17 protein-coding genes are annotated in these 19,865 nt (G+C 68.8%); 10 read left to right on the top strand and 7 right to left on the bottom strand.

Annotated features, from left to right (window positions below; translation table 11 throughout):
* Nucleotides 1-60 precede the first annotated feature (60 nt).
* From DA1_RS09870 to DA1_RS09860, 3 genes are all read left to right on the top strand, one after another.
* Nucleotides 61-1,218 (top strand): efflux RND transporter periplasmic adaptor subunit, encoded by a 1,158-nt coding sequence (locus DA1_RS09870; protein ID WP_034397066.1) that lies wholly within the window; start codon nucleotides 61-63, stop codon nucleotides 1,216-1,218.
* The gene (locus DA1_RS09865; RefSeq protein WP_034397065.1) at nucleotides 1,211-4,279 is read left to right on the top strand and encodes an efflux RND transporter permease subunit; all 3,069 of its coding nucleotides are present in this window, start codon (nucleotides 1,211-1,213) and stop codon (nucleotides 4,277-4,279) included. The genes DA1_RS09870 and DA1_RS09865 overlap by 8 nt, the downstream gene beginning before the upstream one ends.
* A gap of 76 nt (nucleotides 4,280-4,355) precedes the next feature.
* On the top strand, nucleotides 4,356-4,943 hold the full coding sequence (locus tag DA1_RS09860; protein WP_034397064.1) for a peroxiredoxin: 588 nt from the start codon (nucleotides 4,356-4,358) through the stop codon (nucleotides 4,941-4,943).
* Nucleotides 4,944-4,961: 18 nt separating this feature from the next.
* Here DA1_RS09860 and DA1_RS09855 read toward each other — a convergent pair whose 3' ends face one another.
* Nucleotides 4,962-5,336 carry a DUF779 domain-containing protein gene (locus DA1_RS09855; protein WP_034398973.1) on the bottom strand — a complete coding sequence of 125 codons (375 nt, stop codon included), beginning with the start codon at nucleotides 5,334-5,336 and terminating at the stop codon, nucleotides 4,962-4,964.
* Between the two features lie 67 nt (nucleotides 5,337-5,403).
* The gene (gene exaC, locus DA1_RS09850; RefSeq protein ID WP_012207447.1) at nucleotides 5,404-6,927 is read right to left on the bottom strand and encodes an acetaldehyde dehydrogenase ExaC; all 1,524 of its coding nucleotides are present in this window, start codon (nucleotides 6,925-6,927) and stop codon (nucleotides 5,404-5,406) included.
* A gap of 322 nt (nucleotides 6,928-7,249) precedes the next feature.
* Here exaC and DA1_RS09845 point away from each other — a divergent pair, with 322 nt between their 5' ends.
* Entirely contained in the window at nucleotides 7,250-9,211 is a 1,962-nt protein-coding gene (locus DA1_RS09845; RefSeq protein WP_034397063.1) for a sigma-54-dependent Fis family transcriptional regulator, read from the top strand.
* Between the two features lie 15 nt (nucleotides 9,212-9,226).
* Here the strand turns inward: DA1_RS09845 and DA1_RS09840 are convergent, their stop codons facing one another.
* Nucleotides 9,227-10,645, bottom strand: a complete 1,419-nt coding sequence (locus DA1_RS09840) for an RtcB family protein (protein WP_034397062.1) — start codon at nucleotides 10,643-10,645, stop codon at nucleotides 9,227-9,229.
* A gap of 163 nt (nucleotides 10,646-10,808) precedes the next feature.
* On the bottom strand, nucleotides 10,809-11,573 hold the full coding sequence (locus DA1_RS09835) for an IclR family transcriptional regulator (protein ID WP_034397061.1): 765 nt from the start codon (nucleotides 11,571-11,573) through the stop codon (nucleotides 10,809-10,811).
* Between the two features lie 70 nt (nucleotides 11,574-11,643).
* Between DA1_RS09835 and DA1_RS09830 the strand changes: the two genes are divergently transcribed.
* Together DA1_RS09830 and DA1_RS09825 are read left to right on the top strand one after the other, a co-directional pair.
* On the top strand, nucleotides 11,644-12,831 hold the full coding sequence (locus DA1_RS09830; protein ID WP_034397060.1) for a M20 family metallopeptidase: 1,188 nt from the start codon (nucleotides 11,644-11,646) through the stop codon (nucleotides 12,829-12,831).
* A gap of 51 nt (nucleotides 12,832-12,882) precedes the next feature.
* Nucleotides 12,883-13,887 (top strand): Bug family tripartite tricarboxylate transporter substrate binding protein, encoded by a 1,005-nt coding sequence (locus tag DA1_RS09825; RefSeq protein ID WP_034397059.1) that lies wholly within the window; start codon nucleotides 12,883-12,885, stop codon nucleotides 13,885-13,887.
* Between the two features lie 16 nt (nucleotides 13,888-13,903).
* Here DA1_RS09825 and DA1_RS09820 read toward each other — a convergent pair whose 3' ends face one another.
* Nucleotides 13,904-14,758 carry a LysR substrate-binding domain-containing protein gene (locus DA1_RS09820; protein ID WP_034397058.1) on the bottom strand — a complete coding sequence of 285 codons (855 nt, stop codon included), beginning with the start codon at nucleotides 14,756-14,758 and terminating at the stop codon, nucleotides 13,904-13,906.
* 133 nt (nucleotides 14,759-14,891) lie between these two features.
* Between DA1_RS09820 and DA1_RS09815 the strand changes: the two genes are divergently transcribed.
* Nucleotides 14,892-15,305, top strand: coding sequence for a VOC family protein (locus DA1_RS09815; protein WP_012207434.1), 414 nt, complete (start codon nucleotides 14,892-14,894; stop codon nucleotides 15,303-15,305).
* A complete protein-coding gene (locus DA1_RS09810; RefSeq protein ID WP_034397057.1) occupies nucleotides 15,302-16,273 on the top strand; it encodes a 2-hydroxyacid dehydrogenase in 972 nt (323 codons plus the stop codon). Before DA1_RS09815 ends, DA1_RS09810 begins: the two co-directional genes overlap by 4 nt.
* A gap of 17 nt (nucleotides 16,274-16,290) precedes the next feature.
* Here DA1_RS09810 and DA1_RS09805 read toward each other — a convergent pair whose 3' ends face one another.
* Nucleotides 16,291-17,181: a LysR substrate-binding domain-containing protein gene (locus DA1_RS09805; RefSeq protein ID WP_034397056.1), complete on the bottom strand. Its 891-nt coding sequence runs from the start codon at nucleotides 17,179-17,181 to the stop codon at nucleotides 16,291-16,293.
* Between the two features lie 156 nt (nucleotides 17,182-17,337).
* Between DA1_RS09805 and DA1_RS09800 the strand changes: the two genes are divergently transcribed.
* The gene (locus DA1_RS09800) at nucleotides 17,338-17,733 is read left to right on the top strand and encodes a RidA family protein (RefSeq protein ID WP_016445482.1); all 396 of its coding nucleotides are present in this window, start codon (nucleotides 17,338-17,340) and stop codon (nucleotides 17,731-17,733) included.
* A gap of 86 nt (nucleotides 17,734-17,819) precedes the next feature.
* Here the strand turns inward: DA1_RS09800 and DA1_RS09795 are convergent, their stop codons facing one another.
* Nucleotides 17,820-18,764, bottom strand: a complete 945-nt coding sequence (locus tag DA1_RS09795; RefSeq protein WP_034397055.1) for a LysR family transcriptional regulator — start codon at nucleotides 18,762-18,764, stop codon at nucleotides 17,820-17,822.
* A 155-nt stretch (nucleotides 18,765-18,919) separates the two neighbouring features.
* Here DA1_RS09795 and DA1_RS09790 point away from each other — a divergent pair, with 155 nt between their 5' ends.
* Nucleotides 18,920-19,771 carry a fumarylacetoacetate hydrolase family protein gene (locus tag DA1_RS09790; RefSeq protein ID WP_034397054.1) on the top strand — a complete coding sequence of 284 codons (852 nt, stop codon included), beginning with the start codon at nucleotides 18,920-18,922 and terminating at the stop codon, nucleotides 19,769-19,771.
* Nucleotides 19,772-19,865 lie beyond the last annotated feature (94 nt).

The raw sequence follows: 19,865 nt of genomic DNA, 5'->3' as shown, positions 1-19,865 counted from the left end.
CGTTGACATAAATGGTCACTAATCACAGAATCGGGTCCTGCTCATTGATCGGGACCCCTCATGCTTCGGCACCGCCATCTGTCCATCGCCGCTGTCGGCGCACTGTCACTTGCACTCGCAGCCTGCGGCAAAAGCCCGCCGCCAGATCCGCGCACCCAGCCACCCCTCGTTCGCACCACCCTGGTAGCGCCAGGCAATGCTTCCGAGCGTGTCTTCACCGGCACCATCGCTGCCAGGGTGCAGGGCGATCTTGGATTTCGCGTGGCCGGCAAGGTGCTCGAGCGCCTGGTGGATACAGGCCAGACGGTCAGGCGGGGCCAGGCATTGCTGCGCCTCGACCCGGTGGACCTGAAGCTGGCCGCCCATGCCCAGCAGGAGGCCGTTGCAGCCGCCAGGGCACGGGCTCAGCAGGCCAGCGACGAGGAGCAGCGCTACCGTGACCTGCAGGGAACGGGTGCCGTTTCGGCCTTGGCCCATGAACAGATCAAGGCGGCCGCAGATGCCGCCCGCGCCCAGCTCAGGGCAGCCGAAGCGCAGGCCGCCGCAGCGTTGAACGCCAGCCGCTACGCCGAACTGCTGGCCGATGCCGATGGCATCGTGATGGAAACACTTGCCGAGCCTGGCCAGGTCGTCAGTGCCGGCCAGGTGGTCGTGCGCCTCGCCCATGCCGGCAGGCGCGAAGCAGTCGTCCAGTTGCCCGAAACACTGCGCCCCGCGCTGGGCTCGGCGGCCCAGGCCCGCCTGTTCGGCAGGGAGGATGTGGTCATCCCCGCCAGACTGCGCCAGCTGTCCGATGTGGCCGACCGGGCCACCCGCACCTTTGAGGCCCGCTATGTGCTGGACGCCGGCGCGGCGGCCAGCGCCCCGCTGGGCAGCACGGTCACGCTCAGGATGGGCGGGACATCGACATCGACATCGACAGCGGGCAAGGCAACCCTGCAGGTCCCCATCGGCGCCATCCTCGATGAGGGCAAGGGCGCCGCTGTCTGGGTGGTGCAGGGCGATCAGGTGAGGCGCCAGCCCGTCACCGTGGTTCAGGTACAGGACGGCAATGCCCAGGTGGTGGGTGCGCTCGACCTGGGGGAGCGGATCGTCGCGCTCGGCGCGCATTTGTTGAGCGAGGGCGCGCAGGTGCGACTGGACAGCGAGGCGCCGGCGCCTTCAACGGCAACAACGTCCACGGCGTCCTCCGTGTCCACGGGAGCGTCCCGTGAGTGAAGGCCGTTTCAACCTATCGGCGCTTGCCGTCCGTGAGCGCTCCATCACGCTGTTCCTGATCCTGCTGATTTCGCTGACGGGTGTCTTTGCCTTCCTGAAGCTGGGCCGGGCGGAAGATCCGGCCTTCACCGTCAAGGTCATGACCATCATCACGGCCTGGCCTGGCGCCACCCCGCAGGAAATGCAGGACCAGGTGGCAGAGAAGCTGGAAAAGCGCCTGCAGGAGCTGCGCTGGTACGACCGCACCGAAACCTTCGTCAGACCGGGGCTGGCCTTCACCACGCTGACCCTGCTCGACTCCACGCCCCCCGGCGAGGTGCAGGAGGAGTTCTACCAGGCCCGCAAGAAGCTCGGTGACGAGGCCCGCAACCTGCCGGCGGGCGTGATCGGCCCGATGGTGAACGACGAGTACGCCGACGTGACCTTTGCGATCTACGCCCTCAAGGCGCGCGGCGAAGAGCCCCGGGCGCTGGTGCGCGATGCCGAAGCCTTGCGCCAGCGTCTTTTGCATGTGCCGGGCGTCAAGAAGGTCAACATCGTCGGCGAGCAGTCCGAGCGGATCTACGTGGAGTTCTCGCACGAGCGCCTGGCCACGCTGGGCATCAGCCCGCAGGACGTCTTCGCTGCATTGAACAACCAGAACGCCCTCACCCCTGCCGGGTCGGTGGAGACCCAGGGTCCGCAAGTGTTCATCCGCATCGACGGGGCGTTCGACGCGCTGCAGAAGATCCGCGACACGCCCATCGTGGCCCAGGGCCGCACGGTCAAGCTGTCCGACATCGCCACCGTCCAGCGCGGCTACGAAGATCCCTCGACCTTCATCATCCGCAACGGCGCGGAGCCGGCCTTGCTGCTGGGCGTCGTCATGCGCGACGGCTGGAACGGGCTGGACCTGGGCAAGGCGCTGGACAGGGAGGTGGGCGCCATCAACGCAGACATGCCGCTGGGCATGGGCCTGAGCAAGGTGACGGACCAGGCCGTGAACATCAGCGCCTCCGTCGATGAGTTCATGCTCAAGTTCCTGGCCGCGCTGCTGGTCGTGCTGGTGGTGTGCTTCGCCAGCATGGGCTGGCGCGTTGGCGTGGTGGTGGCTGCGGCCGTGCCGCTGACGCTGGCGGCCGTGTTCATCATCATGGCCGCCACGGGAAAGAATTTCGACCGCATCACGCTCGGCTCGCTGATCCTTGCGCTGGGCCTGCTGGTGGACGACGCCATCATCGCCATCGAGATGATGGTGGTGAAGATGGAGGAGGGCTACGACCGCGTGGCCGCGTCCGCCTACGCCTGGAGCCATACCGCGGCGCCCATGCTGTCCGGAACGCTGGTGACGGCGGTGGGCTTCATGCCCAACGGGTTCGCCCGCTCCGCTGCAGGCGAGTACACCAGCAACATGTTCTGGATCGTCGGCATCGCGCTCATCGCGTCCTGGGTGGTGGCCGTGGTGTTCACGCCCTATCTGGGCGTGAAGATGCTGCCCCCTCTCAAGAAGGTCGAGGGCGGACATGCGGCGATGTATGGCACGCCCCGCTACGAGCGCCTGCGGCGCGTGCTGGGCAAGGTGATCGCCCGCAAGGGCATGGTGGCGGCAGTCGTGGGCGGGCTCATGGTGGCTTCCGTGCTGGGCATGTCCATCGTGAAGAAGCAGTTCTTCCCCATCTCCGACCGGCCCGAGGTGATGGTCGAGGTGCAGATGCCCTACGGCACCTCCATCGGCCAGACGAGCGAGACCACCCGCACGGTGGAAGCCTGGCTGCTGCAGCAGCCCGAATCGGAGATCGTGACCGCCTATATCGGCCAGGGCGCACCGCGCTTCTTTCTGGCCATCTCGCCTGAGCTGCCCGACCCGTCGTTCGCCAAGATCGTCGTGCGCACCGCCAACCAGGCGCAGCGCGACGCGCTCAAGCTGAGGCTGCGCGAGGCCATCTCCCAGGGACTGGCCCCGCAGGCGCAGGTGCGCGCATCGCAGATCGTGTTCGGGCCGTACTCCCCGTTCCCCGTGGCGTATCGCGTCTCCGGCCCCGACCCGCAGCGGCTGCGCGACATTGCCGGCCAGGTGCACCAGGTGCTGCACGACAGCCCGATGATGCGGACCGTGAACTCCGACTGGGGCGTGCGCACCCCCGTCATGCGCTTCACCCTGGACCAGGACCGGCTGCAGGCCATGGGCCTGACCTCTGCGGCGGTCGCGCAGCAGCTGCAGTTCCTGCTCAGCGGCGTGCCCGTGACCACCGTGCGCGAGGACATCCGCACCATGCAGGTGGTGGCGCGTTCTGCGGGCGGCACCCGCCACGATGTGGCCAGGGTCGGCGACTTCACGCTCACCAACGCCACTGGCCAGCGCATACCGCTGTCGCAGCTGGGCGAGGTCACCGTGCAGATGGAGGAGCCTGTCATGCGCCGCCGCGACCGCATGCCCACCATCACGGTCCGCGGTGACATTGATGACAGCCTGCAGCCGCCCGATGTGTCGGCGGCCATCACCCGGCAGCTGGAGCCCATCAGGAAGGCGTTGCCTGCGGGCTACCGCATCGACGAGGCCGGCTCCATCGAGGAATCCGGCAAGGCCATGACGGCCATGCTGCCCCTGTTCCCGATCATGATCGCCATCACGCTGATCATCATCATCTTGCAGGTGCGGTCGATATCGGCCATGGTCATGGTGTTCCTGACCAGCCCCCTGGGATTGATCGGCGTGGTGCCGACGCTCATCGTCTTTCAGCAGCCCTTCGGCATCAACGCACTGGTGGGGCTGATCGCGCTGTCGGGCATCCTGATGCGCAACACGCTGATCCTGATCGGGCAGATCCAGCACAACGAGCAGGAGGGGCTTGCGCCGTTCCAGGCGGTGGTGGAGGCCACTGTCCAGCGCGCCCGGCCCGTGATCCTGACCGCGCTGGCGGCGATCCTGGCCTTCATCCCGCTGACCCAATCGGTGTTCTGGGGAACACTGGCCTATACGCTGATCGGCGGCACGCTGGCCGGCACGGTACTGACGCTGGTCTTCCTGCCCGCCATGTACTCGATCTGGTTCAGGATCAGGCCCGGTGAAGCAGGGCGCTGATGCACGGCACACGCGCCCAGGGCTTTGGCCGATTGGCCACAATGGGGCATCCCGTTCCAGGCTCAGGAGGCCATGCATGTCCGATATCCGCTGCGGCGATTCCACCCACCCACGCGCATCCCTGGGCCGCCGCTGCGCGCGTGCCGCCGCTCCCCTGCTGGCGGCGCTGCTGCTGTCGCCGCTGGCCCAGGCCGCGCTCAAGGTGGGCGACACCGCGCCGCGCTTCACCACGCCGGCCGCGGTGGCGGGCAAGGCCTTTGATTTCGACATGGCCGCCACGCTCAAGAAGGGGCCGGTGGTGCTGTATTTCTTCCCCAAGGCCTTCACGCAGGGCTGCACCATGGAAGCCCACGCCTTTGCCGAGGCCACGCCGCGTTTCGCGGCCATGGGCGCCACGGTGGTGGGCATGTCGCATGACGACATCGATACGCTCAAGCGCTTTTCCACCGAGGCCTGCCGCGACCAGTTCGCCGTGGCATCGGACCCGCAGGCGCAGACCATCCGCGCCTACGACGCCTCGGCCGCCGCCGATCCCCAGCGCGCCGACCGCATCTCCTACGTGATCGGCCAGGACGGCAAGGTCCGCTTCGTGCACATGGGCTCGGACCCGGACGAGCATGTGCGCCAGACCGAGGCCGCGGTCAAGCGGCTGACCGGAAAGTAGCCCGCCGCGCAGCCCCTGTCAGGGGCCGTTGCCCTCGCTGGCCAGGATCTCGGCGTATTCCTCGTCCGTGAACAGCCTGGAGCGTGTGTGGAAGGCCTTGCCCGTGCTGCCCTCCAGCGAGAAGGTGCCGCCCTGGCCCTCGATCACGTCGAGGATGAGCTGGGTGTGCTTCCAGTATTCATACTGCGACTTGCCGATGTAGAAGGGCGCGCCGCCCACCTGGCCCAGCAGCACGTCCTGGGCGCCTATCGTCAGCTCGCCGGGCAGGTAGCAGTTGGCGGCGCTGTTGTCGCAGCAGCCCCCGGACTGGTGGAAGAACACCGGCCCGTGCTGCGCCTGCAGGTCGGCGATCAGCGCCAGCGCGGCGTCGGTGGCAGTCACTTTGTCAACCATGGGTTGGTCCTTTCCTGGGCGGCCGGCCGCGCTGTGCGCCGCCGGCCGCATTCACCTGGGAAGAACTTCAGAAGAAGCCCAGCTTGTTCTCGCTGTAGCTGACCAGCAGGTTCTTGGTCTGCTGGTAGTGGTCCAGCATCATCTTGTGGGTCTCCCGGCCGATGCCCGATTCCTTGTAGCCGCCGAAGGCCGCGTGCGCCGGGTAGGCGTGGTAGCAGTTGGTCCACACGCGCCCGGCCTTGATGGCGCGGCCCATGCGGTAGGCCACGTTGCCGTTGCGGCTCCACACGCCCGCGCCCAGGCCGTAGAGCGTGTCGTTGGCGATGGCCAGGGCCTCGGCCTCGTCCTTGAAGGTGGTCACGGCCAGCACGGGGCCGAAGATTTCCTCCTGGAAGATGCGCATCTTGTTGTGGCCCTTGAACAGCGTGGGCTGCACGTAGTAGCCGCCTTCCAGGTCGCCGCCCAGATGGGCCTGGCCACCGCCGGCCAGCACCTCGGCGCCCTCTTGCTTGCCCAGGTCCAGGTACGACAGGATCTTGGTGAGCTGCTCCTTGGACGCCTGCGCGCCCATCATGCTGTCGGTGTCCAGCGGGTTGGCATGCCGGATGGCGGCCACGCGCTGGAGCACGCGCTCCATGAAGCGGTCGTAGATGCTTTCGTGGATCAGCGCGCGGCTGGGGCAGGTGCAGACCTCGCCCTGGTTGAAGGCGAACAGCACCAGCCCTTCGACGGCCTTGTCGAGGAAGGCATCGTCCTTGTCCATCACGTCGGCGAAGAAGATGTTGGGCGACTTGCCGCCCAGCTCCAGCGTGGCCGGGATCAGGTTGTTGGCGGCGGCCTGGGCAATCACGCGGCCCGTGGAGGTGGAGCCCGTGAAGGCGATCTTGGCGATGCGCTTGCTGGTGGCCAGCGGCATGCCGGCCTCGCGGCCGAAGCCGTTGACGATGTTGAGCACGCCGGGCGGCAGCAGGTCGGCAATGAGCTCGGCCAGGATCAGGATGCTGATGGGCGTGGACTCGGCCGGCTTGAGCACCACGCAGTTGCCTGCGCCCAGCGCGGGCGCCAGCTTCCAGGCCGCCATGAGGATGGGGAAGTTCCAGGGAATGATCTGGCCCACCACGCCCAGCGGCTCCTGGATGTGATAGGCCACCGTGGTCTCGTCGATATGGCTGAGCGCGCCTTCCTGGGCGCGCACGCAGCCCGCGAAATAGCGGAAATGGTCCACGGTCAGCGGGATGTCGGCATTCAGCGTCTCGCGGATGGCCTTGCCGTTGTCCACGGTCTCGGCATAGGCGAGCAGCTCCAGGTTGGCCTCGATGCGGTCGGCGATCTTCAGCAGGACATTGGCACGCTCGGCCGCGCTGGTGCGGCCCCAGGCGTCGCTGGCGGCATGGGCGGCGTCCAGCGCCAGTTCGATGTCCTCGGCCGTGGAGCGCGCGGCGCGGGTGTAGACCTTGCCGCTGATGGGGGTGACCACGTCGAAGTACTGCTCCTTGACCGGAGGTACGAACCTGCCGCCGATGAAGTTGTCGTAGCGGGCCTTGTAGGCGATCTTGGCGCCAGCGGCGCCGGGTGCTGCGTAGACGGTCATGCTGCTTGTCTCCTGAGGATGCTTATGGGTCTGTTGTGATCGGGTGTGGATCGGCATATCCGGCCATGGCCGGACGGCAGACATGATTCAAAAGCCGTGCCAGCCTGCAGGCAGCAGGGCAGGTGCCCGCAAAGGCACGCGGGACGTGGCTGCTGCGGGTATTCCCGTGCGCGTTCGCCCTGTGCCGTGACGTTCCGCAACAGGACAACTGTCCAGAAATGGAACAGTCGGGCGCCTGGCCTGCCACTTGGCTTGCCCGGTGCCCGCCGGCCCCGCATACTGGTCTGCAACGTGGCGCAATGACGCCCGAGCAGGAGACAGCATGCAATCGAGAGCCTCCCTTGTGGCCTTGCGCCAGGCCCGTCACAGCCTGATGGAGTCAGGCCTGTGCCCCAGCGGCCTGGTGGACGAGCGCCTGGCGCGCTCGTGGCAGCGCTGCATCGAGCAGGGACTGCGTCCCACAGGACGGCTGGGCGCCGCCGACAACCTGGAGCAGCACGCGCTGGGCGTGCTGCGCAGCCGCCACCATGCGCTGCTGGCGCATTCACGGCCCGTCATGGAATACCTGTCCGAGCAGGTGCGCGGCAGCCAGAGCGTGGTGGTGCTGGCCGGCCCCTGCGGCACCCTGGTGGATACCTGCGGCGACCCCTTCTTTCTGGGCAAGGCCGAGCGCGTGGCCCTGGCCAGCGGCGCGTCCTGGCATGAGGCGCAGCGCGGCACCAATGCCATCGGCACGGCACTGGCCGAGATGGACTCCATCGAAATCCAGGGCGGCGAGCATTTCCTGGAGCGCAACGGCTTTCTCACCTGCGCGGCCGCGCCCATCCTGTCGGGCACGGGCCAGCTGCTGGGCATCCTGGACATCTCCAGCGAACATGGCCGGGGCAGCCCGCACACGCTGGGCCTGGTCGGCACGGCGGCCCGCATGATCGAAAACCGCCTCATGGCCTGCGACGGCCAGCGCCACATCCGCCTGCACCTGCACGCGCGGCCCGAAGGCATTGGCACGGTGGCCGAAGGCATTGCGCTGATCTCCGCGGACGGATGGCTGGTGGGCGCCAACCGCGCCGCGCTGGCCCTGCTGCGCCTGTCGCGGGGGCAACTGGGCAGCGTGTCGCTGGAGCAGGTGCTGGACGCCGGCCTGGAGGAGCTGCTGTCACGCCAGCACCGCCAGCCCGATGCGGCCCAGCCGCTGCGGCGCCATGACGGCACGGCGCTATTCGGCCAGCTGGTGCCGGACCGGCGCACGGTCCGGTCCTCGGTCGTGGAGCGGGTTGCAGAACAGCAGCAACAGCAACAGGCGCCGCAGCAGCCGGCGCGCGATGCGCTGGCGCGGCTGGACACGGGCGATGCGCGCTGGCGCACGGCGGCCGACAAGGCCCGGCGCGTGCTGGGCAAGCCGATTGCGCTGCTCATCCAGGGCGAGTCCGGCGTGGGCAAGGAATGGTTTGCGCGCGCGGCCCACGACAGCGGGCCACGCCGCGACGGCCCCTTCGTGGCCATCAACTGCGCGGCCATGCCCGAGTCGCTGATCGAGGCCGAGCTGTTCGGCTACCGCCAGGGCGCCTTCACGGGCGGGCGGCGAGAAGGACAGGCGGGCCTGCTGCGCCAGGCGCACGGCGGCACCCTGTTCCTGGACGAGATCGGCGACATGCCGCTGTCGCTGCAGACCCGGCTGCTGCGCGTGCTGCAGGAGCGGCAGGTGGTGCCGCTGGGCGGTGGCACGCCCGTTGCGGTCGATTTCGCGCTGGTCAGCGCCTCCAACCGCAGGCTGCGCGAGGATGCCGACCAGGGCCGCTTTCGTGCCGACCTGTACTACCGCATCAACGGCCTGGCCGTGGAGCTGCCTCCGCTGCGCGAGCGCGGCGACTTCGAGGCGCTGGCCGCGCGCATGCTGGCCGACATCGAACCCGCGCGCCCGCTGCACATGGCACCGGCCCTGCTGGCCCAGCTGGCCGGCCATGGCTGGCCCGGCAATCTGCGCCAGTGCGCCAGCGTGCTGAGAACGGCCTGCGCCATGCTCGACCCTCATGAGGACTGCCTGCAGTGGCAGCACCTGCCCGACGACTTCCAGGCCGAGCTGGCGCAGACCGCCCGCAGCGGCCCCCGGCTCGACGCTGCGCCGCAGAGCCTGGATGAACTCTCGCGCTCGGCCGTGCGGCAGGCGCTGGAGAACTGCCGGGGCAATGTCACCCAGGCCGCGCGCATGCTGGGCATCAGCCGCCAGACGCTGTACCGCAAGCTGGCCCAGGACCGTGCGGCGGACGGCTTGCGGCTGCAGTGAGGCGCCTGCCGGTGCTCAGGCCTTGAAGGTGATCCAGGGCCTGAGCTTCACGGCGGCGTGGATCAGGCCGGCGGCCTCCTGCGACTCGATGACCGGGCCGATGGGCTTGTAGGCTTCGGGCGCCTCCTCGATGCGGCGCTCCTCGCGCAGCGTCACGCATTGCCAGCCCTGTTCGCCCGCATGGCCTGCACGGGCTTCGGGCCGGAGCGCGCGCACGGCCTGGCGGCGCATGCGCCGCCCCGCGCCATGGCTGCAGGACCAGAGCCAGTCGGCCGCGCCCAGGCCCGTGACCAGGTACGAGGCATCGCCCATGGACCCCGGGATCAGCGCGAAGTCGCCCTCGTTGGCCGGTGTGGCGCCCTTGCGGTGGATGTTCATGCCGCCTTGCTGCAGGACCACGTTGTGCGGCACATCGACCACCAGGCGCGAATCCGCTGCGCCCACGATCTGCTCCAGGTCCTTGCGCACCAGCTCGGCCAGCACCACGCGGTTGGCCCAGGCATAGCGCGCCGCCACGCCCATGGCCTGCAGGTACTCGCCGGCCAGCGGACCCGACAGGCCGTACAGGCCGCTGGCCGGGTGCTTCACGCCTTGCGGCCACTCGGCCCGGGCGCGGTCCATCCAGGCCTGGCCCACGTAAAAGCCCAGGTCGCGCGAGCCGCTGTGGATCATCACCACCACGTCGCCCGCGCGCAGGCCGGCGCGGTAGGCCGCGTGGCGGTCCAGCACCTCGTCGACCACCTGCAGTTCCACGAAATGGTTGCCCGATCCCACCGTGCCCAGGCACGGGTCGCGGAACACGGCATGGCGCTCCTGCAGATAGGCATGGGGCGCGTGGCGGGCGCTGCCCGCGAAGCTGTCCAGGCCGATGCAGGCGGCCAGCTCGCGGTGCAGGCGATCCCTGTCGACATGGCCCCACAGGCCCTGGCCGCTCAGCCGGTCCACAAAGGCGGCCGGCCCGTGGTCGAACAGCGCGCGGAAGGCGGCCGTGGTCACGGGCACGTCGCGCCCGCTGCCCAGCAGGCTGGCGGTCAGCAGTTCCACCAGCCGGCCCTTGTGTGGCGCCAGCTGGTCCAGCCGGGCGCCCGTGGTCAGCAGGCGCACGCTGCAGTTGATGTCCGTGCCGATGGCGGCCGGAATGACGAAGTCCGATGGCGTGGCCACCACGCTGCCCACGGGCGCCACCGTGCCCGGATGGAAGTCGGGCGTGGCGCAGGCGCGGCAGACGGCGCCATGGCTGCCCTGGCCGTCATGCCGGCGCACGGCCGCAAAGGCCAGCAACTGGCGCACGGCCTTGTCCTCCAGGGGAAGGCTGTCGGGAAGAAGAATGTGGGCCTCGGCCTGGCCATCGCGCACGTGGTAGATGCCGTCGCGATAGTCGAGGGAGATGCCCGTGCGTGCAAAGGCACGCTGGAGTCGTTGAGGAGTGCTCATGGCTGCAGATCCGCGAGGCCTGGTTGGCGCTCGCCGCGTCCGGTGGGTGTACGGACGATGAAAGACACCCGGGCGGCAAAGGCCCGGAAAACGTCTTTCCTGCAGCAGCTCGTTCAAGAAAGAAGGGGCGCAGTATAGCGGGATCCGCGCTGGACGGCAGGCGCTACGCGTTGCGCCGCTCGTACTGGGCGATGGCGTTGAGCAGCAGAGGCGAGAACTTCTTCGCGTAGTCGGCGCCGCTCCACTGGCTTGACGATCCGCTCAGGTGCAGGGCGCCCAGCGGCACGCCGTCGGCATCGACCACGGCGGCGGCCAGCGCGACCTCGCCCATGATGAATTCATCGACCACCATGGCGTAGCCGCGCTCGCGCACCTTCTTCAGTTCCGCCTGGACGGCCTTGGCGGTGGTCAGCGTCCGGGGCGTGCTGGCCACCAGGCGGCCGGGGGCCAGCAGCTGGGCCACCTGCGCCTCGTCCAGCCGTGCCATCACGGCGCGCCCGCCCGCCGTGCATTGCAGGGGCACGCGCCGGCCCACGAGCGAGGCGTGGTAGTGCTCGGTGCTGGTCTGGTGGCGCAGCACGTGCACCAGCCAGTCGCCGTCGCGCAGCGACAGGCTGATCTTCTGCTCCGTGTCCTTGGACAGCTGCAGCAGCAGGGGGTTGAGCGCCTCGGCCAGCGCATGGGTGCGCAGGAAATGGAAGGTCAGGTCCAGCACGCCCGGGCCCAGCCGGTAGCGGCGGGTCTGGCTGTTTTGCTGCAGGTAGCCCTCGGCGCTGAGGGTGTAGGCGTAGCGCTGGGCGGCGCTCTTGTCCAGGCCGCTGCGCTCCATGATTTCCGTGAGGCTCAGGTCGCCCGCCGCGCCCTTGAAGCAGTCCAGCACGCGGAATGCCTTGCCCACGGAACCCACATACAACGCGTTTTCGATCATCGTTTTACCTGATTGTGAATCTGAAGTATTAAATAACAATACCAAGTATTGAAAAATACGGAGGCAGCGGATGCCACAGCAAGCCATTGTCAGTGCGGACCGGGCGGTCGGCGCGTCGGAGTGGATCAAGGGCCAGCGGGAGAACATGCTTTCGCTGCTGGCGGACATCGTCAACATCGACTCGGGCAGCTTCGACAAGCCTGGCGTGGCGCGCGTGTTCCGGCGCCTGGAGGTCTTCTTCCTGGGCCAGGGGCTGCAGGTCAGCCCGCATTTCGTCGATGGCGTGGAGGCGGCGATCTCGGTCACCGTGAACGCGGGCAGCACCGTGGGCAGGCCCGTGCTGCTGATGGGGCACTGCGACACGGTCTTCCCTGAAGGCGAGGCCGCGCGCAGGCCGTTTCGCATCGAAGGCGGCAGGGCCTACGGCCCGGGCGTGGCCGACATGAAGTCGGGCATCGTCATGAACGCCTTCCTGCTGGCTGCGCTGGCCCACAGCGCGGAGCCTGCGCCCGAGGTCACGGGCCTGTTCACCTGCGACGAGGAAATCGGCTCGCCCCTGAGCAAGTCCGTCATCGAGCCCTTTGCGCGCAAGGCGGGCTTTGTCTTCAATGCGGAGCCGGGCCGGCCTTCGGGCAACGTGGTCACGGGCCGCAAGGGCGGCGTGTTCTTCGGCGTGGAGATCGAGGGCAAGGCGGCGCACTCGGGCGCCAACTTCGCCGAGGGCATCAGCGCCATCTCGGAGCTGGCGCACAAGGTGGTGGCGCTGGACGCGCTCACCGACCTGGACAAGGGCGTCACCGTCAACGTGGGCCTGGTGTCGGGCGGCCTGTCGGTGAACACGTCGGCGCCGTCGGCCAAGGCGGCCATCGACCTGCGCATCTTCGACCTGGACCAGCGCGAGTCCCTGGTGGGCCGCATCCGCTGCATCTGCGACAAGTCCTTCATCCAGGGCACGCGCTCCACGCTGAACATCACCGGCGAGTTCCGCCCCTTCGTGCCCACGCCGCAGTCGCAGCAATTGTTCGAGCTGTACCAGGCCGAACTGGGCGCGCTGGGCCACAAGGCCGAGGGCGAGTTCAGCGGCGGCTGCGCGGACTCGGGCGTGACCTCCAGCCTGGGCGCCATCACGCTGTGCGGCACCGGACCCGTGGGCGGCAAGTTCCACACCACCGACGAGTACTGCGAGGTGGACACCATCGTCCCGCGCGGCCTGGCGGTGCTCCACACCATTGCACGCCTGCCCCACGCCCGGTGGTAGGGCGCGCCTGATTCCCGCCTTCCCCCTCAAGCCACTGCCTGGTGCACTTCCATGAATCCACTTGCCTTGCCCACACGCCGCTCGCTCCTGAAAATCGCCGCCGGCCTGCCGCTGGCGCCCCTGATGCTGCAGCCTGCCGCGGCCTCGGCGCCCGGCCCGGTCAGCCTGATGGTGCCCTACCCGGCAGGCGGGCCCAGCGACGTCAGCGCCCGCATTCTGAGCAAGCCCATAGGCGAGGGACTGGCGGCCAAAGTGATCGTGGAGAACCTGGGCGGCGCCACGGGGACGATTGCCGCATCCAAAGTGCTGGGCGCCAGGGCCGACGGCAGCATGTTCTTCCAGGGCACGCAAAACGAACTCATCCTGCCGCCGCTCACCAACAAGGCCGTGCGCTACCAGCCCGATGCGTTCGAAAACCTGCAGTACATCACCGTCACCCACCTGGTGCTGCTGGTGCGTTCTGGCCTGCCGGCCCGGAACATGGAAGAGTTCCTGGCGCTGGCGCGCTCGCGCAACGAAAGCAATTCGCTGACCTATGGCTCGGTGGGCGTGGGCTCGCTCTACCATCTGATCACGGAGTACATGGGCAAGGTGGTGAAGGTGCCGTTCACCCACGCGCCCTATGCGGGCACGGCGCCCGTGATCCAGGACCTGGCCGGCGGCCAGATCGACTTCAGCATCATGCCGTTCCAGGCGTCCATGCTGGAGATGATCCGCACCGGCCGTTTCCGGGCGCTGGCCGTGCTGTCGCGCAACCGGCCTGCCGTGCTGTCGGCCGTGCCCAGCATCACCGAAGTGCCGGCGCTGCGCGATTTCGAATACGCCAGCCTGGCGGGCTACTTCGTCAAGCGCGGCACGCCGCAGGACGTCAAGCAACGCCTGAACCAGGCCATCGGCCAGGCCCTGCTGGACCCGCAGGTCATCGCCAAGCTGGAGGCCGACGGCCGTGACGTCGCCAAGCCCATGGGCCTGGACGATGCGGCGGCGGCCTATGCGCGCGAGATCGCCAAGTACCGCGAGATGATCCGCGTCACGGGCTACGTGCAGGCGGATTGAGAACGAAGGCCGCGACCTACGCGAGTGTGCCCTCCAGCAGCTCGGCCATGCGCGGCAGGTCGGGCTCGGCGCTGGTCACCAGCAAGATGGCGCGCTCATAGGCGGCGCCTGCAATGGGCAGCATGCGGCAGTCGCCCATGAAGCGTTCCAGGCCCGTCCAGTGCGGCACCAGGCCCACCCCCATGCCGTCGGCGGCCAGCATGGCAATGGCCTCCAGCGCGTCCAGGTCGCACAGCACCGCGGGCTCCAGGCCCTGGTCGGCCAGCCAGTCGGCCGCATGGCGGCCTCCCCAGGCATCGGGGTCGTAGCGTATGTAGGGCAGGCTGCGCAGCAGCGCGGCAGGCCGGCCGCGTGCCTGGGGCGGGGCCAGCAGCACCAGCGGCTCGCGGCGCAGCTGCACGCTGCGCAGCGCCTTGGGCAGTTCAAAAGGGGGCGCCACGATGACGGCGGCATCGAGCTCGCCGGCCTGCAGCATCTGGAACAGCGCGCGCGAGGTGCCCGGCACGATGACGGGCCGGCACTGTGGCGCCGCCTGCGTGAGCTTGCGCAGCGCGGCCGGCAGCATGCCCGTGAGCGCGGTCGAGATGGCGCCGATGCGCAGCGTGCCGGCCAGGCCATCGGCGCTGGCATCGCTGCCCAGCAGCGCGGCCTCGCGCACCAGGCGCCGCGCGCGCGGCAGCAGGGCCACGCAGGCCTGGGTGGGGCGGGCCGCATGGCCGCTGCGCGAAAGCAGGGCAAAGCCCAGTTCGCGCTCCAGCGCCTGTACGCGCTGGCCCACGGCGGCGGCGGTCAGGTGCTCGGCGCGCGCCGCATCGGCGATGGAGCCGCTGTCCACCACGGCGATTAGGCTCTTGAGATAGCGGGTCTCCAAAAGATTTCCTTGGGGATTGCAAAGAAATCAACGCTATCACTTTTGAAAAGCCTCTGCTAGGCTCGCGCCACCCACGGCAGGCCGCGGCCCTGCGAAACCTGCCTGCACCACAAGCACAACCAAAGGATCAGCCATGCGCACCAGTTTCCACCTTGCCTACCATGTCCGCGATCTGGACGAAGCGCGCGCCTTCTACGGCACGCTGCTCGGCTGCCAGGAAGGCCGCAGCACCGAGACCTGGGTGGACTTCGACTTCTTCGGTCACCAGATCTCGCTGCACCTGGGCGAGCCCTTCCCGGTCACGAACACCGGCCGCGTGGGCGATCACATGGTGCCCATGCCCCACCTGGGCCTGGTGATGGCCATGGACGACTGGAAGGCCCTGGCCGCGCGGCTGTCGGGTGGCGTGGTGGATTTCGTGCTGCAGCCCGGCATCCGCTTCGAGGGCGAGCCCGGCGAGCAGGCCACCATGTTCTTCCGCGACCCCAGCGGCAATCCCATCGAGGTCAAGGGCTTCGCCGACCTGGACAAGGTTTTTGCCAAATGAGCGGTTCGCTGTCTCCTCGCGCCTCGCTCCCCCCGCTTCCTTTCGTCTGCGCACCCGGCTATCCGGCAGCCCAAGCCTGGCTGCAGGCCCTGCAGGCCGCCCTGCCCGAGGAGCGCGTGGTCGCCCTTGATGCGCTGGATGCGGACCAGCGCGCGGCCTGCGAGGTCGCCATCGTCGCCAACCCCCAGCCCGCCGACCTGCGCACGCTGCCGCGCCTGCAATGGGTGCACAGCGTCTGGGCCGGCGTGGAGCGCCTGGTGGCCGACCTGGGCGATACCGACCTGCGCATCGTCCGCCTGGTGGACCCGCAACTGGCCGACACCATGGCCGAGGCCGTGCTGGCCTGGACCCTGTACCTGCACCGCGACATGCCGCGCTATGCCCGCCAGCAGGCCGCGCGCCAATGGCTGGCGCATGACGGCGTGCGCGCGCAGGACAGGACGGTGTCGCTGCTGGGCCTGGGCGCACTGGGCAAGGCCGCAGCTCAGCGGCTGCTGTCGGCAGGCTTTCAGGTGCGCGGCTGGAGCCGCACGCCCAGGCACATCGAGGGCGTGCAATGCCATGCAGGCGATGCCGAACTGCCAACCATGCTGGCAGGCACCGACATCCTCGTGTGCCTGCTGCCGCTCACGCCGCAGACGCGCGGCATCGTCGGCGCGCAGGCGCTGGCCGCGCTGCCCGCCCATGCCTCGCTGATCAACTTTGCGCGCGGCCCCATCGTGGACGATGCCGCGTTGCGCGCCGCCCTGGACAGCGGCCGCCTGGCCCATGCCGTGCTGGACGTGTTCGAGCAGGAGCCCCTGCCTGAATCGTCCTGGCAGTGGGCGCACCCCGCCGTGACCGTGCTGCCCCACATCTCGGCACCCACGGACCGCGCGACGGCATCGGCCATCGTGGCGGGCAACATCCGCCGCTGGCGCGCCAGCGGCGAGCTGCCACAGGCGGTGGACGCGGCACGGGGTTATTGAGGGCGGCTACGGTACGGCTATGGCACGGCCATGGACTGGCTTCTGAGCCAGTCCATGACGGCGCGCACATGGGGGCCCGGCTCCCGTTGCTCGCCCACGGCCAGATGGTAGGTATGGCCGGTGATCGAGGGGCCGAAGGGCTGCAGCAGGTGGCCGGCCGCAATGTCCTCGGCCACCAGGGCCAGGCTCACCAGGGCAATGCCATGACCGGCAATGGCCGCCTGGATGGCATGGCCCTCGTCGGAAAAGCGCAGTTGCCCCGCCGGTGAATTCCAGGCCAGGCCTGCCTCGTCAAACCAGCGCTCCCAGGTGGGATTGCTGGCGTGCACCGTGTTCCAGTCAAAGCGGATCAGCGGCAGGCGGGCCAGGTCGGCCGGCCCCAGCACGCCCAGCCGGGGATTGGCCACGGGCGCAAAGCGGTCGCTGAACAGGGGCTCGGCCACCAGGCCCGGATAGGGGCCGCGCCCGTAGCGCACGGCGATATCGACGGCATGGGAGCGCAGGTCCACCACATCGTCCGAGGCCTGCAGTTGCAGGTCCACCTCAGGGTGCATCGCGCGGAAGCTGGCCATGCGCGGCACCAGCCATTTCACGGTGAACGCATTGGTGGCCGAGATGCTGACCTGGGCGCGCAGGCGCTTTTGCTGCAGGCGCTCCAGCGTGGCGGCAAAGGCGTCGAAACCGTCGCGCAGCACCGGATAGAGCTGGGCGCCGGCCTCGGTCAGCACCACCTTGCGTACCTGGCGATCGAACAGCGCCAGGCCCAGCTGTTCCTCCAGCGCGCGGATCTGGTGGCTGATGGCCGTGGGGGTCACGGCCAGGTCGTCGGCGGCCTGCTTGAAGCTGCCCAGGCGGGCGGCGGCCTCGAAGGCGCGCAGTGCGGAAAGCGGCAGCTGGTTGCGTTGCATGAGGGCTGGAGGACGCAAGGGTCGGGTGAGCAATGGGGTGAGGAAAACTCATCTTATGCCTGACAAATGAACCTTTGTCGCAATCATCCGGCTTCCCTATCGTTCACCCATGCCCCAAGCGCGATCCTGCCGGGGATGGATGAAGGAAATGAAACCATGCTGCACCGTGTCACCACACAACCCGACCCCTACGAGCCGTTTTTGCTGTCGCAAGGCATTCGCTTTGGCGAGCTGCTGTTCATCTCCGGTCAGGCCGGCGCCGGAGACGATGGCCGCATCGTGCCGGGCGGCTTCCTGGCCCAGGGCCGGCAGGCGTTTGCCAATCTGCGCCGCGCGCTGGAGGCGGGCGGCTCCAGCCTGAAGGACGTGATCAAGGTCACCATCTTCGTTACCGACATGGGCCACTTCGACGAGGTGGTCGCCCTGCGCCGCGAGTTCTTCGGCGCCCCCTATCCGGCCGACACGATTGCCCAGATCCAGGCGCTGTACGACCCGGCGGCCATGATCGAGATCGAGGCCATTGCAGCCGTGCGTGATGGCCAGGCCCGCTGACATGGTTGCGGCCGTTCTGGTCCGATGGCCTGGCCACGGCGTGCATGGCCGACGACTGGAGCCGATGGGGCCGATATCTGATCCCTTCAACCGTCGAGCAGTCCCGAGGTGCTCAGCGGCCCCGACGACAGCTGCTGTCCCCAGGCCTGCGTCAATGCCTCGATGGCATCGCCCACCACGCGGCAGGCCTGGGTGAGCTTGCCGTGCCGGGGCAGGGCCAGCGTCACATGGCGCACCAGGCCGGGGTTGACCAGGCGGCTGGCCTGCAGCCGGCCCTGGCGCAGTTCGGCATCGATGGAGTACGGGCCGATCACCGAGTAGAGGCCGGGCGCGTGGGCCACGAGTTCCTTTTGCACGGTCAGCGAGTCGGCCTCGGCGGCAGCCGCGAGCCGAAAGCCGTGGCTGTGCGCGGCCTCATCGAGCGCGTCGCGCCAATGGCTGGGGCGGCGCGGCAGCACCAGCTGCAGGCCGTCGAGCGCGGCGAACTCCGTGGTGGGCGCCAGGGTCAAGGGATCGCCAGGGCGCGACACCAGATAGCTGTGCGCGGTGCTCAGCAGCCGCTCGTCGCCGCCGGCCGGGCGCGCGAACCGAAAGAGGATGGCCAGGTCCACGGCGCCGCTGTCCAGCAGCGCGTCGAGCTCCGTGCCCTGGGCCTCGGTGATGTTCAGGCGTATGCCCGGGTGCTCGCGCTGCAGCCAGTCGAACACATGCGTCATCAGCGGGTGCGCGGCCGAGGGCACGATGCCCAGCCGCACCTCTCCCCATAGCTGGCCTGCGTCCGCACGCAGTGTTTCCTGCAATTGCTCGGTTTCCTGCAGCCAGCTGCGCAGCCGCAGCGCGGCCCGCGCGCCCAGCGGCGTCAGCGTGACGCCCCGGCCCGTGCGCCGCAGCAAGGGGCCGCCCAGAGACGCTTCGAATTCGCTGATCTGCCGGCTGATGTGCGACTGCACGGTGTGCCGCCGTGCCGCGACCTTGCTGATGCTGCCGGCTTCGGAGACCTCGAGGAAGAGCTTGACGCTGGGCAGGTGCATGGTGGTTACCCGGTTGAGGTATGCCTGATGAGGCAATTCTGAAAGCCTGAAATTCTATCTATCCAGATATCAACGGGATTTCTACAGTGCAGTCATGCCTTGCCAATGGCCTTGCCGTGGCAGGTTTTCCAGACACCGAACCTAAGGAAAATCCGTTGAAACTCGCCAGCTTCATCCATGCCGGACAGCCCCGCTACGGGCAGGTTCTGGCCGAGCGCTTCCTGCTGCCGCCCGCCGAATTTCTCGCCCGCCATCCCGACCTGCTGTCCGTGCTGCGCGCACAGGCGCTGGGCGAGCTGGAGCAGGCCCTGCAGGCCGGCGCCGTGTCCGTCGATGCGGCGCAGACCCAGGCGCTGCCCGTCATCCCCAACCCCGGCAAGCTCATCTGCGTGGGCCTGAACTACAAGACCCATGTGGCCGAGACGCGGCGCGCCGACAGCGAGCACCCGTCGCTGTTCCTGCGCTTCAACGACAGCCTGGCCGCCGATGGCGACGAGCTGCTGCGCCCGGCCTTCTCGGAGCGTTTCGACTGGGAGGGCGAGCTGGCCTTCGTCATCGGCCGGGGCGGGCGCCACATTGCAAAGGAAGATGCCTTCGACCACATCGCCGGCTATGCCTGCTTCAACGATGTGAGCGTGCGCGACTGGCAGCGCCATACGCACCAGTTCACGCCCGGCAAGAACTTTCCCGGCACGGCTCCCTTCGGCCCCTGGCTGGTCACGCGCGACGAGGTGGCCGACGTGCGCAGCCTGGCGCTGCAGACGCGCCTGAACGGCAGCGTGGTGCAGCAGGCCAGCCTGGGCGACCTGATCTTCGACATCCCCACCATCGTGGCCTATGTGTCGCGCTTCACGCCGCTGTCGCCAGGCGACGTGATCGCCACGGGCACGCCGGGCGGCGTGGGCGACCGCCGCGAGCCGCCTCTGTACATGAAGCATGGCGATGTGGTCGAGGTCGAGATCACTGGGCTGGGCGTGCTGCGCAACCGCATCGGCACTGATGTCTGAGATGACACCCCCTGAGTCGCTTCGCGCCTTCCCCCTCTCTCGCTTCGCGGGAGGGGGACGACACCCTCGGTGCGGGGCGGCCCTTCCTCGGTGT

Origin of the sequence: Delftia acidovorans NBRC 14950 (genome assembly GCF_001598795.1) — a bacterium.
GTDB classification, from domain to species: domain Bacteria; phylum Pseudomonadota; class Gammaproteobacteria; order Burkholderiales; family Burkholderiaceae_C; genus Comamonas; species Comamonas acidovorans.
Note: the sequence above shows the minus strand (reverse complement) of the source record. Positions and strands in the feature narration are given on the sequence as shown.